Genomic DNA, 16,382 nt, shown 5'->3' with positions numbered 1-16,382 from the left:
ATAAAAAAAATGAAGGCAAGTGCTATGTTTCCGAAATTTATCCCCCTCAGTATTGCCCTTGCATGCTCAGGCGCAGCGCTGTTACCGCAGCAAATCGCCCATGCAGCGCCAGCCAGCAATGTCATTGCTAAAGTCACCCCTGCCGAGCTGACATTGGAACAGGTTTTTCGTGCCAAGCCCTACGCCGGGCAGTCTGCGAAAGTGATCAGCTTCAGCCACGATGGCCGCTACCTTGCTTACGTCTGGAATCCGTTTAATGAAATCGGCTCTGATTTGTATGTGCACGATACGCAAACAGGTGAAACCCGCCGGATCACTTCTCCAGCACTGATGAAGACTTTCGATGCACCGGAAGTGTGGGATCGATTCGAGAAGAAAGCGAAGCAAAAAGAAAAAGAAGAAACAGAGCGTCAGGCAAAAGCAGAAGCCCACGCGGCTTATCTGCGTGGCGAAAAAGTCAATCTGCAACAATGGGAAGAAGCTGGCTTAGAAGAAGTGAAGCGTGAGCTAGCCGATAAAAAAGCCCGCGATGCAAAGAAGAAAGCCGAAGCTGATGCAGAATCCGCAAAAGAAAAAGCTGCCGAGAAAGCAGCAGCAAAAACCAGTGGTACGACCGATACTGCGGTAGCGAAAGCGGACGAAAAAAAAGACAGTAAAGCCGATAAAGACAGCGACAAACAAAAAGAATTATGGGAATTACGCGATGAACTGAAAAAGAAAATCGCCAAAGAAAAACTGAAACCCAGTGACCTCTATCCCGGTGTCGATTATCTGGCCTGGGCAAATAAAAAGAATGAACTGATATTCCAGTATCGCGGCGATTTATTCCGTCTGCAGGCAGCCAGCGGCAAGGTAGAAAGGCTGACGCAAACCGACAAAGCAGAACGCATCGTCGCTTATCGTGCGGATGACAAAGGCTATATCTATATGGATAGCAAGAGTCTCTACAGTGCCGCCTTTGACAACAGTGCGATTCGTCAGTTGAATCGCGAACTGATCCATCCCGATGATGCAGAGAAAAAATATAGCATCGCCAACACGGTGCTGAGCGAAGATAAACAATGGATGGCGATCTCCGCAGTGGCACCCGATGTCGACGAAGAAACCGGTAAAGTGAAACCATCTTCTGAGCGTCAGGTTGAAATCATGAATTACAACGAGCGCTTTGCGACAGCAAAAAAAGTGCCGCGCGAAGTGTCAGATGACAAACGTAAAATCCCGGCAACGGCCTTATACATTCGCCGCGTTGCCGATACATCAGTTCGTCAGCCACAACCGGTATTCACCAACAATGGTGGAGATGTCTGGTTTGAAATGAGTAAAGTCAACTGGGCCAAAGATGGCAGCCGCTATACATTTTCAACTTGGGAACGCGAAAAAAATCTGCTGCGCATTTATGTAGGCAAAGCAGAAGAAGGTGTCAAGCCAGCCTTAGTGTTCGAGCGTCGCGGCAATGTCGGCCATGAAGTCGTGAATGTGCTGGAGCCAAAATTTACTCCTGACGGAAAACAGTTGATCGCGGTACTTGACGAGCAGGGATATCGCCAGCCCTACATCATCAGTACCGATAACAGCAATGGCAGCGGCAGCGCTAAAGCCATTCTGAAAGGTGATTTTGAAGCACATCAGATTATCGGTTTTACACCCGACAGTAAATCGATGTTCGTGCTGGCAAATAAAGACGACTTCGCGTCGATGAATGCATACAAAGTCGATATCGCCAGTGGTGAAATGAAAGCACTGGGACAGCCCGGCGACTTCCATCGTGCCAGCGATGTTGCCGATACCGGCGACAAACTTGCCAGCGTTGCAGGCCAGTGGTCAAACCGTCCGGAATTAAAACTGATCGACGTGAAGACCAGCAAAATCACACCCCTCACGCAAAGTCACGATCCTCAGTGGCAAGCGATTGATGTACAACAACCGGAACGTTTCAGTTTCAAAAACCGCCACGGCGACCAGATACAGGCGTATGTTTTCAAGCCAGCGAACTGGAAAACCAGCGATCTGCGTCCGGCCATCGTGTACACCTACGGCGGCCCGTTGAATGACAGACACATCATTGAAACCGACAGCTTCCAGCAGACTGCCTATATGTTTGGCATGTATATGTCGGCAAAAAATGGTTACGTGACGGTTGCCGTTGATCCGCGCGGACATTCCAATTACGGTCGCAAATTCAGCGATGCAAACTGGGAACAGGCTGGCAAACCGCAAACCGAAGACCTCGAAGATCTGGCGCAATACATGCAAAAAAACTTGGGTGTTGATGGCCATCGTATCGGCCTGACAGGATGGAGTTTCGGCGGTTTCCAGACCCAATACACGATGTACACCAGTCCAGACACCTTCGCTGCAGGGATTGCAGGTGCAGGCCCAACCGAATGGGAAAACTACAACAGCTGGTACAGCGGTCGCACCATAGGCAAGACTGAGCGCAGCAAGCCTAATCTGCGCAAGTATTCTTTATTGCCGCTGACAGCGGGGTTGAAAAAGCCACTGCTGCTGGTACACGGTATGCAAGATCCTAACGTGCTGTATCAGGACACGGTGAACGTCTATCGCGCACTGCTGGAAAATGGGAAAGAAACGTTGGTCGATCTTTTCCTCGACCCGGATGGAGAACATGCGCTGGGCGGTGCGATCAAAGCCAAAGCCTGGCATAAAAAATACGAAGCCTTTTTCTTGCAACATTTAGGCTCAGGAAATAAATAAAACAGATAAATCTGAGTGACGTTGAATGAGGCATTTACACGCATCGTCACTCTGTTTTCTCTGTACTCCCGCGCAATGCGGGAGTTTTTATTGAGCAACGCATACTGCATTTTCGCAAGCACCAAGCGTATGTGCCATACCAGACACAGCGCACACTGATCTGCAATGAGCTTTTACGATCAATATCGTCACGGCAAATTGGAGAAATTATTACCGTTGTGAACGACACTGATACACGCAATAATCGCTTACACTTTACTCTCGAACAAGACGCTATAAGAAAGTCACTATGAACGCCTTTTCACAATATATGTATTCTGTCCTGCGCCAGGTAACGCAGGAATTCCGCCAGTTCGCATCGAAATGTGCGCTGGCGATGTTGCGTACACCGCTGCCGCGTATTTTCGTCATTTGTATCGCGATTGCTCTCGCGATCAGTCTGATTCCATTTGTACTGAGCTTATTTGTGCTGTTTGTTTTACTGAGAGTATTTCTCGGTCTGCTCAAAACACCGCAGCAAAATCACACTTACGATCAGCAGACATCTCAGTCTTATCAGCAACAACGGATTTACATCAAACGTCTGCGCCGGGATGAATAAAATCGACGCGGCGTCATAACGACTTAAATCCATTTCGCCAGATCGGCATGCATACCTTCCCGGATTAAGCTGGGTGTCAGGCCGGTCCAGCGCTTAAACGAACGACGGAAATTATTCGCGTCGTGAAAGCCAAGATGCTGTGCCACCGCCTCATTGTCAATTTGCTGCGTTAAGAACAAATGCAGAGCAGCATGTGATCGCACCTGGTCTAACTCCGCCTGAAAATGCGTGCCGTGTTTTGCAAGATAGCGTTTCAGCGTCGCAGGGCTGCAGAAAAATTCCTGTGCTGCCTGATCCAGCGTCGGTGCACAGCGTATGTGTTTTAAAAGATAGTCGTACAGTGCATTTAATAAACTGGGCGTATTCTGTTTTTGTTCTGCGACACTCGCTTGCAACGCCAGCTTAACCGCCACCGGATTGCCGCGCGGCCATCGTCGGTCGAGCATGTCTTCTTCAATCAGCATGGCATCAAAGTGGCAATTGAATTTCATTTCCGATCCCAGATGTACTTCATATTGTTCGATGTAACGCGGCGCCCTCCGGTTAAAACAAAAGCGCCATGGCAAGCGCTCCCCACTCAGCCAGCGACACATAGCGACCAAAGCGGCCATGTGCATCTCCGTTAATACCGAACGCTGTGCCGGGGCTCCATAACTGTCCATCCAGTAAACGACAACCCAACCTTTACCACGCTTGAGTCTGGGGCACATTAAGGGCGATAGTTGCGTTGCGTATGCAATTAATATCTCGAGTGCTTCACGCAAACTTCCGGCGTGTAATAAAGCATGACTGACACCGTCAATATGACCCGGCAACATCTGCTCACCGATTAAAAAGCTGGTGTCGTTGGCATCCAGGGCTTTAGTCACGTTCATCAGTAAGCGTAAATATTGCTGCGGGCTGATCATCCTATGTGCGTCTTCGGTTGCCGCGATATCGATGCCTGTATCGAGCAATATCTTCGCTTCGCTAATTTCGCGGTTACGGGCAAATTCGATCAGCATCGCCGGATGCTGACGCATAGCGATACGCGCATCACTTATTTGGTGGTAAGCAATCATGCTGCACAGGTGTGGTTAGCTGTCGCCAGTTCTGAAGGCGTCGTCCCGGGACAGTCAATTCCACGGCTAAGTTCCTGCAACAGACTGTCTGCATCTCCGTCTGATACAGCGCAGGTATAGCGCAAACCAAGCCGCACCAGCTCGCGTTTTGCGAAATGACGCATTCCCTGCACCATGTGGCACAAATGTTTTGCCAGCTCATCGGCATCTGCCACGGTCGTTTCAGGCATGACAATCGCAAAACGATCACCGGCATAACGACACAGCACATCTTCATTTCTTAAATTCAGCAGCAGCATGTGACTGACCGCTTGCAGCACGCGGTCGCCCTCATGCTGGCCGAAGTGACGATTAATCTGATGAAAGGAATTAATGTCCAATAAGACGACGGAACAAACCGCCGAGGGGTGATTTTCTTTTTCCAGACGGATTTGCAAGCGCAGATAATCCGCATCACTGAGTTGCGTCACTCTGTCGTACGGTTTGTGTTCTCGAAATAAACGTTCACGCTTTTGTAAATGTTCATTCAGACTGAATTGCTCTATGCGCCAGTAATACATACCCGCCGTCAAAATCAGCATACCGCCTAAAGTCAGGGTGTCTTCCAGCCAGTTATCCCAGACATCCTCCTTGGGGATCGCAAAAAACTCATCCATACAATCAGCCCAGGAACCCGACATGATAGAGGCGAGGCCAAGCGCCAACAGCAGCGTGACCCGCCCTTTAGGCCGGCTGCTAAGCGTCATCAGCAACCAGACACCCGCCATGATGGCAGTGCCGCCTTCACCGACAATATCCATCCAATGCCATTTATAGAACGGTTTGAGTACACCGACATAAGCGTACAAGCCACTCAATGCGATCAGCGCGACGATACTCGCCAGAATCAGATTACGATGTAAGTGCAGCATGCAAGTCCCCGGATAAAAACTGGCGCGAGAATAACTGGCCTGCATGACAAATTCATGACATCAAAATCAATGACCAGCATTGCTGCAGCAAAAACAACAGGGGTGCAAACAGCTCACGTATTACCGCAAAAAACACAGCGAATTCATCTCTACACTCTTTGCCGTCCCCGATTACAGCGGCAATGACAGTGATTAACAACGTCAACGCAAGTCAATTCAGCTCATTTTTCCTCGTCGTCGCATCGTTTCCTGGACTATGCCTCTTTCTGTCTGATTCCTGTCATCGAAACGACATATTCGGGCTCCAGAATCCGCTCATTCTTTTTACTGATGAATGACAAAAAAATGAAAACCCGACAAAGACCTGCTGCATACTTTTCCAATCCTGACGTACAGGCAATCTTCCGCCTGTCGGCACTCACCATCGGCGTTCTTGGCCTGATCAGCACAGCGCAAGCGAACGACATCGCCCTCGCTGCTGCCAGCGATGTGGTCATCAGCGGGCAACGCGTGAGCATGCGCAAAGCCATTGAGGCGCAAGAGAAAGCGAATAACATCATCAGCGTCATCAGCAGCGACGACATAGGCAGTCTGCCGGATAAAAATGCAGCAGAAGCGCTTGCCCGCCTGCCGGGCGTGTCAGTACAGCGCGATCAGGGCGAAGGCCGCTATGTGGTTGTGCGCGGTCTCGGTGCAGATTTAAATGCGGTGACGATCAATGGTGCACTGGTGCCTTCGCCGGAAGCGAGCCGGCGTGCTGTCGCACTGGATGTGCTGCCATCGGGTCTGATCCGCTCACTGGAGGTAACTAAAACCCTGCGTCCCGATCAGGATGCCAACTCACTCGGCGGTTCAGTAGAAGTCAAATCGCTGACAGCATTCGACATGCCGGGGAAAACGCTGACTGTGAATACCGGAGCAAGCTACGATCAGGTAACCGGAAAAACCAGCCCGAACGCGGGCGCATTGTGGGCTGATCGCTTTCTGGACGGGAAACTGGGCATTGCCGCCGGCATCAGCGCTGAGAAACGCAGTTTTGGCTCAGACAACGTAGAAACTGGCGGAGCATGGGATAACAACCGGCTCGGCGGCATTGAATTCCGCGATTATCTGCCGGAACGTGAACGCCATGCTTATGCGCTTAATCTTGATTATCGCGCATCCAGAGAGCAGCAATATTATCTGCGCAGTTTTCTCAGTGATTTCAGCGATGACGAGGTACGCGACCGTCTGACTGTCAGCAATTTCAGCGGTAGCAGCATCAGTGAAGGCAACACCTCGACTGCGCGCGCAGAGCGCCGCCTGCGGCAACGTAAATATACGCAACAGATCAGTTCTTTTGTTGCAGGTACAGAGCAACACATCTCAGGCTGGAAAATGGAGGCCGCCGCAGCGTCTAGCCGTGCAACCGACGATACGCCGGAATCAATTAATGATGCACGGTTCAGAGGTACAGCTAACTTTGCCGGCGTGGGATTTACGGATAGCCAGTTACCGAAACTGATTACACCTGCAAGCCTGTCTGATCCAGCCAGCTACGGATTAAATGCGATCACATTACAGCAGCGCTACTCAAAGGATACCGAGCAGCATGCACAGCTGGATATGAGTCGCAAACTGACATTCGATCAGCTGGAATCCACCTTAAAATTCGGCGCGAAAGTCAGTCGTCGCGAAAAGACCAATGATACCGATCAATGGACTTATAACAGCAGCAAAACCACCAGCGGAAATTATTGGGGTACCGGTTCCACTTCTCTCAGCAGTTTTGTTCAGGGCACGCTGGATTATCCATTTACGAACATTGGTGCAGCTATCAGCCCAGCTCTGATCCGTGCCCGTATTGCCGGACTCAACCGGGCGAATGCAAAACTCGCGCTGGAGTCCGCGATCAATGACTTCACGCTGAATGAAGATATCGATGCAGCCTATCTGCAGAATACATTTGATTTTGGTCAATGGAATATTCTTGCCGGCGCGCGAGTTGAGCGTACTAAATTTAACGCAGCAGGAAGCCAGGTCAGCGGCAGCGCCATCCAGTCTGTTACTCGTGAGCGCTCCTACACCAACTGGTTACCATCGCTGCATACACGCTATGATCTGGACAAACATACCAGCGTACGCGCTGCCTGGACAAGTGCCGTGGTGCGTGCGAATTTCAGCCAACTGGCACCCGGCATCAATCTCGCCAGCAACACAGAAGCAACGATAGGCAATCCAGATCTGGCGGCCTTGAAAGCATCGAATCTTGATCTGGGTATCGAGCGTCAGTTAGCGCACGACGGCGTCGTATCCGCTTACCTGTTTCATAAAGATATTAAAAATTTCACTTATACAACCAACCTCGCTGGCACAGGACAATGGAAAAACTATACGACAGCAACTTCATACGCGAACGGTGACACGGCCAGCATTCAAGGAATAGAGCTCGCGTATTCACAACCGCTGCGCATGTTACCCGCCCCCTGGAAATATGTACTGATAGGCGCAAATGCATCGTTTACCAATTCTGACGCCAATATCACTCGCTTCGATGTTGCCAGCGGTAAAACGCTGGCACGCAGCATACGTTTTCCAGGGCAGTCGAAACGCGTGATGAATCTGATGCTGGGCTATGAACATGGCGCCGTCAGTACGCGCCTCGCGTTGAATTACAAGTCACCGTATCTGCTGGAACTCGGCTCCGATATTCTGCGGGCGGATCAGGATCGCATCGTTGAAACTCAAAAACAGCTCGATTTTTCTTTGTCATATCAGTTAAACAAACGCTTCCAGTTAGTGTTTGAAGCGACCAATCTGAACAATGAAAAATACTATGTTTATCAAGGGTCGCCACAATACAACGCGCAATACGAACAATACGGACGCACCTATAAAGTCAGCCTGAAAGCCAGCGTCTTTTAAGGCTCAGCAACACAGCATGCCTGAAGGCTTCTGTGGCGGGACCTCCGGGTGTGCCCGCTGGAGAAGTCCGCGCAGCGCACTCGCCAGACATCTCCTTTCCGTGCTTTTACGCAGTCTGTGAACGCGGCATTCCTTTTTATTTTTTCATTTTATTTATGCGTACTATTTCTCTACAAGCTCATCTGCTGCTGGCTTTGAGCTTACTTACACTGTCACAGTTGAGCAATGCTGCACCGCCGGCTCCGTCACTCCATGCATACGCGAAAGATGTGCCGGTAGCACTTCAGCGGGCACAGGAATTGGTGAGATTGCCGGATGGCGGCTGGCTGATGCTGGATAAAAATAGCCTGCGCCTGATGAGTGCCGACGGTGCGGAACGGGCACGCTTTCCCGTGCGGGCAAAGCATCTCGATACCCGCCCGCATCCACAAGGCGCTTATGCGATGTTGCTCGAAGCAGAGACTCAACGCAGCCTGCCTTTTATCGTTGATACACATACCGGCGAATTGCTCGCCCAGCCATCACTGCCATCGCCGGCATTTTCCCTCGAAAGTAGCTGCCTGTATCGTGATGCACAACAACAGGATCACGTATTTTTGATCGGTAAAGAAGGAATCAGTGAACAATGGATACGCTACGGCAGCAGCTTTCAACTGCTACGCAGGCTTGCGTTGCCGCCACATATTCGTCATTGCCGCAGCGATGACACCCAACATACCCTGTATGTCAGTACCGCAGAAACAGGTGTATGGGCAGTCAGCGCGGATGCCGAAAATTTATTGCATCACTGGCCTGTTGAAACACAGCGTACCGCAGTACAAATCTCCGAAGGTGCGCCGACAATCGTTGCCTTAGCGGGCGGCGTCGCAATCGTGGACGAACAAACGCAGCAACTGCATCGCTACCATCAACAAGGAACGCATTGGGAAAAATTAGCATCCCAGCCGCTCCAACAAAGCAATCTCAGCAAGCTGGCACGGGCGACCTCAACGAAAAAAATTACAACGACAACATCATCTGAGTTGCCTCTTTTGCTGAGAAAAAACAGTGCAACCAAGGCTTGGCAGATGCACGCCATTTTCTGGAATAAAACCCCGTCAGCAACCGATAACAGCATCATTATTGCAGCAGATGCACAAACTGAGGTTGTCGCCCGCTACGGCGACGCGGCTGATGATCCGGCGATTTGGGTACACCCCTCAGACCCGGCGCAGTCACGTATTCTTGGCACGAATAAAAAGCAAGGTTTGCTGGTCTATGACCTGCAAGGAAAGCAATTGCAGTTGCTGGAAAGCGGACGCCTGAACAATGTTGATGTACGCCAGAACATCCACTTCGAAAGCACCGATGAACAGCAGCGTTTCGATCTCGCGCTGGCAACACAACGCGATGACAACAGCTTGGCGTTGTACACAATTGCAAACGATGGCGAAGTACGTGAAGCGGCACGCCTGCCAACCACGCTGGAAAAAATATATGGGTTTTGTCTGTACCGTCCGCAAAGCGGAGGACTGGAAGCATTCGTCAATGACAAAGATGGACGTTATCAGCAATACCGGATCAGATACATCGACGGAAATTTCAGCAGTCAGTTAGTACGGAGTTTTAAACTCGCGACACAACCTGAAGGCTGTGTCGTCGACGATCAGCGTGCACGTATTTTTATCGGCGAGGAAAAACATGGCATCTGGGTCACCTCAGCCAACGCGGAGCAAGCGGCGATATTAGATCTGGTGATGCCGGTCGGGAAGCAGCTGGTTGCTGATGTCGAGGGACTGGCGCTGTATCAGGGGAAAAAATCGTCGTATTTACTGGTATCAAGCCAGGGAGATAACAGCTATCTGGTGCTCAATGCGCAACCGCCATACCAACTGCGAGGAAAATTACGTATCGGTACCAATCTGAGCGCTGGTATCGACGGCACTTCGGAGACTGATGGCATTGAAGTCAGTTCTGCCTACCTCGGATCACATTTTCCCAAAGGCATGCTGGTCGTGCAGGACGGCTACAAACGTTTGCCGGATGGGCCGCAGAACTTCAAATACGTTCGCTGGGAATCAATCGCTGACCGCTTGCATCTGGAAGACTGAATATCGAAACGATCTCAACAATTATTTCCGCAACGATCGCCACAACCATCCACTCACCCGGGAGTATCTGACCTCAGCCATCCTCTTTGACTGTTGCAATTCACCCCACGCTGAAGAGGGGAGTCACAGGCTTGTCATTAAGCAACTTTACAATCGGATGACTGAAATTACTCTGTTTTTTCCTTTCTTACGGACCGCTTTCAGTTTTTCTTCTGACATCTGATCCGTCCTGATGCGTCACTCAAAAAATTTAACAGGAATTATCATGGCTCTTCATTTTTTAAATGAAGGCAAAGCTGCAAAGCATTTGCTTTCATTCTGTTTGCCGTTGGCACTGATCGCTTGCGGTGACAGCAAGGATGCCGCAGCACCGGCACCTGCTGAAGCGGACACACCGGCCGTGGCCGTAATGTCGGACGTGCATTTTGAAAATGTCTACGGCGATCTTAAAAATCCCAAGTTTTCCGGCATCCCTACCGCTGACGGCAAGTTTGCGACTATCCGTACCATGTATGCGCAATTGACTTCGACCCGTCTTTTCAACGAAAACTATTTCGCCTTCCGTGGTGCGCTGGATGATGCGTATGCCCGTGGTATACGACTTGTCGCTTTATCCGGCGACTATTCCGATGATGCGCAACCAGTCAACATTGATGGCATCGCAGCGATACTGAAGGAATACCAGGCAAAAGGCATGCGCTTCTTCATCGCACCCGGCAATCACGATCCTAACGAGCCGTTTGATAATGACGAAGCTGGCAAAAGCGATTTTCTGACGGCGGAAGGTAAAGAACAAAAAGTGTATGCCGTCAATTATTCCGGCTGTAAATCTCAGGATGCCAGCGTTGCCTGTACCAATCAGTTAATGGAACTGGGCTACGAAAAATTGATCGCGCAACTCGGTGAATTTGGCTATATGCCGAACAAGGCTGACATCTATTGGGAAACCCCGTTTTCCAACTATGGCAGCACAGCCTACAGTTATGATGCAGCGCTCACCAGTGCTGACGTCAAAAACCGCCAGTTTGAAATTTGCGCTGAAGGCGAAGGCGGCAGTTATAAAGCAGATGGTGAAAAAAATCTCGGTAAAGCCTTTACCAGATGCACCAGCATTATTGATTCCAGCTATCTGGTGGAACCAGTTAAAGGTGTCTGGTTATTGTCGATAGACGCGAATGTGCATATTCCTAACAGCGCTTTTGATCCGGTCAACGCCAAAGCATTCAAAGGCTTTGATGGCGCAGGTAATGCGGGCTGGAACAAAGTACTGACGCATAAAAAGCATTTGCTGGCGTGGATCAAAACCGTCACCGCCCGTGCCAAATCGCAAGGCAAACGCCTGATTGCGTTCTCGCATTATCCAACCATGGATTTCTACGCAAACCAAACCGACGCCATGAAAGCCGTCTTCAAATCTGGCGCCTTCCAGGTCACACGCGTGCCAGATGCAGCCACAACAACGGCGCTGGCAGCCACCGGTATGCAGTTGCACATGGGTGGTCATATGCATTTCAATGGCACCAATGATTACAAAGATGCGGCCGGCAATTATTTCGTCAACGTGCAGTCGCCATCCTTAGCGGTATTTGGTGCGTCGTACAAGGTCGTCAAATACAAAGATCAGGACACAGTGGATATTGAAACAGTGTCCCTGAACAATGTGGCGCGCTACAACGAGCTCTTCAAGTATTACCAGACCGAATACGATTATCTGCAAAACAGCAACCTTGCTTCTGATATCAGCAAACGCTGGAGCAAGGATATTCTCAACACAAAATCCTATGGCGAATTTACGCGCTACTATTTTGGTGAGCTGTCACGTCTGCGCTTCATGGATGATTACTGGCCGTGCGAAATGAAAGAAGCAGCGACGACGCTTGATGCAAAGCAGATGTTGATTCTGTCGCAGTTGCAGACTCAGGTTACCTTCGCCCAATTGAAAGACGTGCCGGGAGTTCTGCCATTGACAGCAAATTGTATGGCGAAAGGCAGTGTCAGCGGCACGCCTGTATCCGCCAGCCAGTTGACTGCTGACTGGGCGGTGGCGACGACCAAAGCGGCCGCATTGGCAACCGCGGCTGGTTATAAACTGGATGATTTTGCCAAAATCACGGCGTATGAATTTTATGGCGACTTCCACCGCACCGTGTATGCAGGTGAGCTGGCCTTGCGTGATATGGGAACAGACCGAGTCAAACAGTACAAGGTCTTGATAAATGCCTTCCCTGCTAATCCGACGGCAATCACCATGTTAAGTGGTAAGCCATCAGACCAGAATGCTGTCAACGTGCCGTTCCAAAATCAATTCAAGCAAGTATTCAGTATTCTCAAAGGCCTGGGATCAGGTAAGCCAAGTGATCACTTCACTGTCAATTTCAAAACCCAGACACTGACAAACAGTAATACCAGCTCGGCCAGCTTTAACTAAGACTGACTATTCAGTATCCCCGTTTGCTTCGCGGCAAACGGGGATTTTTTTATTTAGTATTCGTGTGAATGATGTTCTTCAGAACAGATGAAAGCGCCCCAGACCCAGTATGCCGACCAAGCCGACAACAATCAGGTACAAGGCGACAATAAAGCTGACTAATTTCGGTTTAACCAGAATACAAAGACCTGCAACCAGCGCCAGTACGGGCATAAGAGAAAGATGGATATTCATGAATAATCTGTCGAAAATAAAAATAGTAATGAGAGGCCGCTTAAAATGCTGCGCAATCAGCTCAAACCTGACCTGCTGAGCGATGGCACAGAGAGAGCATAGTAACGTGCCTGGCGTTGACCAAACAGGAAAATCAGAACGGCTTACAGACAACGTTTCTCAGGTGCGACATTCTGTTCATTGTCGTGAAAAAAACAGCACAACGAGCGTCTGCACTGCCGTCTGACTAATCCCGGTTTGCGAAGAATGCGTCGTAGCCTTCCTTCGAAAAGCCCTGCATACGCTTAGTGCCGGACAACATGAGCGGCACGCCCCGACCACCACGAACCTCTGCAAATGCGACCTTGCCATAGTTTGTGTCGATATCCACTTCCCGATAAGAAATACCTTTTCCTGTCAGATAGGACTTCGCTTTTTTACAATATCCACACCAGGAGGCCGAATACAGAATCAAGTCTTTACTCGCGAGAGCAGAATCTGTCGCAGGATTTGTTCCTGCTTTTTTCAGGCGTTCAATCTCAGATAGTGTCGATGCAGGAATATCACTGGCAGGCTGATCCTTAAATTGCATCACTTTCTCCAGCCTCCCTTCTCTCGGCTGCTGGTCACTGAATACAACTCGCCCGTCAGGTGTCACCGATTTGTATATCGTGCCAGCCAGAGCGCCATTCAAAGAACAACAAAGCAAACCGACGATACATAAGGGGATCAGTGTACGCAAAATTATTTCTCCTTCAGATGGACTTCAGATGAATAACGCGAGCTAATTTCTGGTCAGTGTCACTTTATGCGTGCGCTGAAAACAGAACGCCGCTCAGTGAAACACACATGGAGGGACTACGTCAAAAAAAGTGAACTACTGATTCGACAGAACATGCTGGCTTTTCGGCATGTGCGGCATTTGCTACATGTGCAGATGACGCCGCCGGTTTGTACTAGCGCGCCGTAAACAAAGCATTGTTCGTATCACCCGGTACTGTATCCGTATGGGGTGCGGTGAGTGGCAGATAAATGATGAAACGTGTGCCTGTGCCAACGATGCTCTCGACTTCCAGTTTTCCACCCAACATTTTTATGACGATATTGTGAACGATATTTAAGCCAAGGCCCGTGCCGCCACGCCCCATTTTTGTCGTATAAAAAGGATCAAAAACACGCGACATATGCGCCGTTTCTATGCCTATACCATCGTCAGCAAAAATAATTTTTACCTTATCCGGCCCGATCAGTTCGGCATGAATAGTCATCGTGCCAGATGATCGTCCCTCAAAAGCGTGTGTGACTGCGTTATTAATCAGATTCGTGACAATCTGTTCGAGCGCACCGGGAAAACTGTCCATCTTCAGTTTTTCCGGAATGTCGACATGGAGTACGAACGGTGTCTTACGCAGCATCGGTTGCAATAAACTGGTGACATCGTGAACCACTGCCCGTAAATCAAAAGGACGGCGTTGATCAGATACCTGATCCGCAGCCACTTGCTTGAAATTAATCACCAGTTCGCTCGAACGGTTAAGTCCGCGTAACAGTATCCCCATGCCTTGCTCAGTGTCCTGCAAGTATGCTGCGAGTAATGAACGCTTTAAGCTGCCATCATCAAAAGCGCTGCTAATCTCGCGGGACTTTTCCATCAGCGTGCTGGCAACCGTCAGGCAATTACCGATAGGTGTATTGAGTTCGTGCGCGACAACAGCGACGACATCGCCAAGCGCGCGCAATTTTTCCGAGCGCAATAACTCGGTTTGCGCCATTTGCAAATGTCCCATCGTCGAAGCGAGTTCATGATTCGCCAATTCCAGCTCTGCGGTTCGTTGTTGTACCCGTGATTCGAGCTCACTGTTCAACTGATTCAAGGCTGCGCGCGCTTCAATCTGCGGCGTGATGTCGCGGGCAATACCAAGGTAACCGGTAATTTCCTGATCGGTATTGGTCAGCGCCGTCACGCTCAGAGATACATGAATTTTTTTACCGTACTTGGTAATGTAAATCCAGTTGCGTGTCTCCATGCCATACATAGTGGCAATGGTTGAAAAAATATCGATACCGGAAATTTCACGCCCGAATTTTTGTGATAATTCACGGCCGCGCTGTTCCAATTCATCGACATCATGAAAATCTGCCGCATGTAACTGGCCGACACTTTCGTAAGCACGGTAGCCCAGCATTTTTTCCGCACCACGATTAAAGATCGTGACCAGCCCTTCTTTATTCGTCGCGATAATTGAAATTTCTGAGGCAGCATCGAGTACGGACTGCAGATCGCGTCGCGCGGCTTCCACCTTAGTTTCAGCCTCCAGACGATCGGTAATATCCTTACAGATCGCAACGATGTGTCTGGCACCGTCAACCTCAACGATAGCAGCAGACAGCAATCCAGATTTGAATTGGCCGTCCTTGGTCTGCATTTTCCCCTGAAAATCACTCACCGTTCCTTGCACGGCGATCATACTGGTCCAGATTTTTCGCTGGTCCGGATCTGACCAGATACCCAATTCCAGTGACGTTTTTCCTATTGCATCTTGCTTGCTATGACCTGTGAGTCTTTCAAATCCGGCATTCGCATAGAGTATGCGGCCAGTGTCAAACTGACTCAAGGTCATATAGTCAGGCACGGCTTCGAACACCGCCAGCAGGCGATTAGCCGTTTCGCGCTGCTGCTGCTCGCTATGCCGGAGTGCAGCAATTTCGTTCGCCAGTTGATCACTCATTACATTCAGCGCATGACCGACAACACCGATTTCATCCTGACCCGTGTACTGAACTTTTGTATCAAACTCTCCGGCCGAAATAGCATTGGCAGCGGCTTCCAGTTGTCGTAAATGGCGGGTCAGCCACAACCCCAGTAAAAACAGGAAAATCGTCGAGAGTACGACTTCGAAAAAAGAGATCAGAACGGATTCTTCAAATAATTTTTTTTGTGCGTCCTGGACAAACCGGGTTGATAAACCAAATACCAGTTCACCATGATTGATGCCGCCAGACACGATGGGAACGCGCACATCCTGCCGGTCGCTGGCAACGGGCAATTGCAATGCATCGCTGGTGGCGGGCAAGGATTTAGTCCAGCCAGAATGCAGTATCAGCTGATGTTCCTGACCGAACAACAAAAAATAATCGACGCCATGTTCATGTGTACGGAAGATATCTCTGATGGCGCCATAATCTTTTTGCGCCAGCGATGGTGCGATTGCAGTGCTGAGTAAATGCGACATTTCCCGCGCCCGCATGTCTGTCAGTTGCGATAAATTTCTTTCATTGAATCGCAAGCTGTTTCCGACAAGGATAGACAGCATCACAACTTCGACGAGCACGCTGACGAGAATCAGCTTCCAGCGCAAAGACAGCTTCAACATTACCTCGCCTGCTCCACACGGGTGTCAGGCGCATCCGCCTGCAAGCAAAACGACAACGCGAAAAAAACAGCATGACTGACTGGCG

General features: G+C 49.9%; 10 protein-coding genes. 5 read left to right on the top strand and 5 right to left on the bottom strand.

The window, feature by feature from the left end; genetic code table 11:
* Window positions 1–24 precede the first annotated feature (24 nt).
* Both H8K38_RS02225 and H8K38_RS02220 read left to right on the top strand, forming a co-directional pair.
* Window positions 25–2,715 carry a S9 family peptidase gene (locus H8K38_RS02225; protein ID WP_186883136.1) on the top strand — a complete coding sequence of 897 codons (2,691 nt, stop codon included), beginning with the start codon at window positions 25–27 and terminating at the stop codon, window positions 2,713–2,715.
* 289 nt (window positions 2,716–3,004) lie between these two features.
* The gene (locus H8K38_RS02220; RefSeq protein WP_186883135.1) at window positions 3,005–3,316 is read left to right on the top strand and encodes a hypothetical protein; all 312 of its coding nucleotides are present in this window, start codon (window positions 3,005–3,007) and stop codon (window positions 3,314–3,316) included.
* A gap of 23 nt (window positions 3,317–3,339) precedes the next feature.
* Here the strand turns inward: H8K38_RS02220 and H8K38_RS02215 are convergent, their stop codons facing one another.
* On the bottom strand, window positions 3,340–4,377 hold the full coding sequence (locus H8K38_RS02215; protein ID WP_186883134.1) for an AraC family transcriptional regulator: 1,038 nt from the start codon (window positions 4,375–4,377) through the stop codon (window positions 3,340–3,342).
* On the bottom strand, window positions 4,374–5,288 hold the full coding sequence (locus tag H8K38_RS02210) for a diguanylate cyclase domain-containing protein (protein ID WP_186883133.1): 915 nt from the start codon (window positions 5,286–5,288) through the stop codon (window positions 4,374–4,376). The genes H8K38_RS02215 and H8K38_RS02210 overlap by 4 nt, the downstream gene beginning before the upstream one ends.
* 345 nt (window positions 5,289–5,633) lie before the next feature.
* On the opposite strand from H8K38_RS02210, the gene H8K38_RS02205 reads away from it, so the two are divergent.
* From H8K38_RS02205 to H8K38_RS02195, 3 genes are all read left to right on the top strand, one after another.
* Window positions 5,634–8,192, top strand: coding sequence for a TonB-dependent receptor (locus H8K38_RS02205; protein WP_186883132.1), 2,559 nt, complete (start codon window positions 5,634–5,636; stop codon window positions 8,190–8,192).
* Window positions 8,193–8,347: 155 nt separating this feature from the next.
* Window positions 8,348–10,282, top strand: a complete 1,935-nt coding sequence (locus tag H8K38_RS02200; protein WP_186883131.1) for a phytase — start codon at window positions 8,348–8,350, stop codon at window positions 10,280–10,282.
* A 265-nt stretch (window positions 10,283–10,547) separates the two neighbouring features.
* Entirely contained in the window at window positions 10,548–12,710 is a 2,163-nt protein-coding gene (locus tag H8K38_RS02195) for a metallophosphoesterase (protein ID WP_255422791.1), read from the top strand.
* A 78-nt stretch (window positions 12,711–12,788) separates the two neighbouring features.
* Here H8K38_RS02195 and H8K38_RS02190 read toward each other — a convergent pair whose 3' ends face one another.
* From H8K38_RS02190 to H8K38_RS02180, 3 genes are all read right to left on the bottom strand, one after another.
* Window positions 12,789–12,944 carry a DUF3096 domain-containing protein gene (locus H8K38_RS02190; protein ID WP_186883130.1) on the bottom strand — a complete coding sequence of 52 codons (156 nt, stop codon included), beginning with the start codon at window positions 12,942–12,944 and terminating at the stop codon, window positions 12,789–12,791.
* A gap of 226 nt (window positions 12,945–13,170) precedes the next feature.
* Window positions 13,171–13,665, bottom strand: a complete 495-nt coding sequence (locus H8K38_RS02185) for a glutaredoxin family protein (RefSeq protein ID WP_186883129.1) — start codon at window positions 13,663–13,665, stop codon at window positions 13,171–13,173.
* 214 nt (window positions 13,666–13,879) lie between these two features.
* Entirely contained in the window at window positions 13,880–16,297 is a 2,418-nt protein-coding gene (locus H8K38_RS02180; RefSeq protein ID WP_186883128.1) for a PAS domain S-box protein, read from the bottom strand.
* Between the last annotated feature and the right edge of the window lie 85 nt (window positions 16,298–16,382).

Origin of the sequence: Undibacterium sp. FT79W (genome assembly GCF_014284215.1) — a bacterium.
Classification (GTDB): domain Bacteria; phylum Pseudomonadota; class Gammaproteobacteria; order Burkholderiales; family Burkholderiaceae_D; genus Undibacterium; species Undibacterium aquatile.
Note: the sequence above shows the minus strand (reverse complement) of the source record. Positions and strands in the feature narration are given on the sequence as shown.

Excerpts from the sequence above, each read along its gene's own strand:
- H8K38_RS02225 (WP_186883136.1), top strand. The coding sequence starts at position 25 with ATGTTTCCGAAATTTATCCCCCTCAGTATTGCCCTTGCATGCTCAGGC.
- H8K38_RS02220 (WP_186883135.1), top strand. The coding sequence starts at position 3,005 with ATGAACGCCTTTTCACAATATATGTATTCTGTCCTGCGCCAGGTAACG.
- H8K38_RS02215 (WP_186883134.1), bottom strand. The coding sequence starts at position 4,377 with ATGATTGCTTACCACCAAATAAGTGATGCGCGTATCGCTATGCGTCAG.
- H8K38_RS02210 (WP_186883133.1), bottom strand. The coding sequence starts at position 5,288 with ATGCTGCACTTACATCGTAATCTGATTCTGGCGAGTATCGTCGCGCTG.
- H8K38_RS02205 (WP_186883132.1), top strand. The coding sequence starts at position 5,634 with ATGAAAACCCGACAAAGACCTGCTGCATACTTTTCCAATCCTGACGTA.
- H8K38_RS02200 (WP_186883131.1), top strand. The coding sequence starts at position 8,348 with ATGCGTACTATTTCTCTACAAGCTCATCTGCTGCTGGCTTTGAGCTTA.
- H8K38_RS02195 (WP_255422791.1), top strand. The coding sequence starts at position 10,548 with ATGGCTCTTCATTTTTTAAATGAAGGCAAAGCTGCAAAGCATTTGCTT.
- H8K38_RS02190 (WP_186883130.1), bottom strand. The coding sequence starts at position 12,944 with ATGAATATCCATCTTTCTCTTATGCCCGTACTGGCGCTGGTTGCAGGT.
- H8K38_RS02180 (WP_186883128.1), bottom strand. The coding sequence starts at position 16,297 with ATGTTGAAGCTGTCTTTGCGCTGGAAGCTGATTCTCGTCAGCGTGCTC.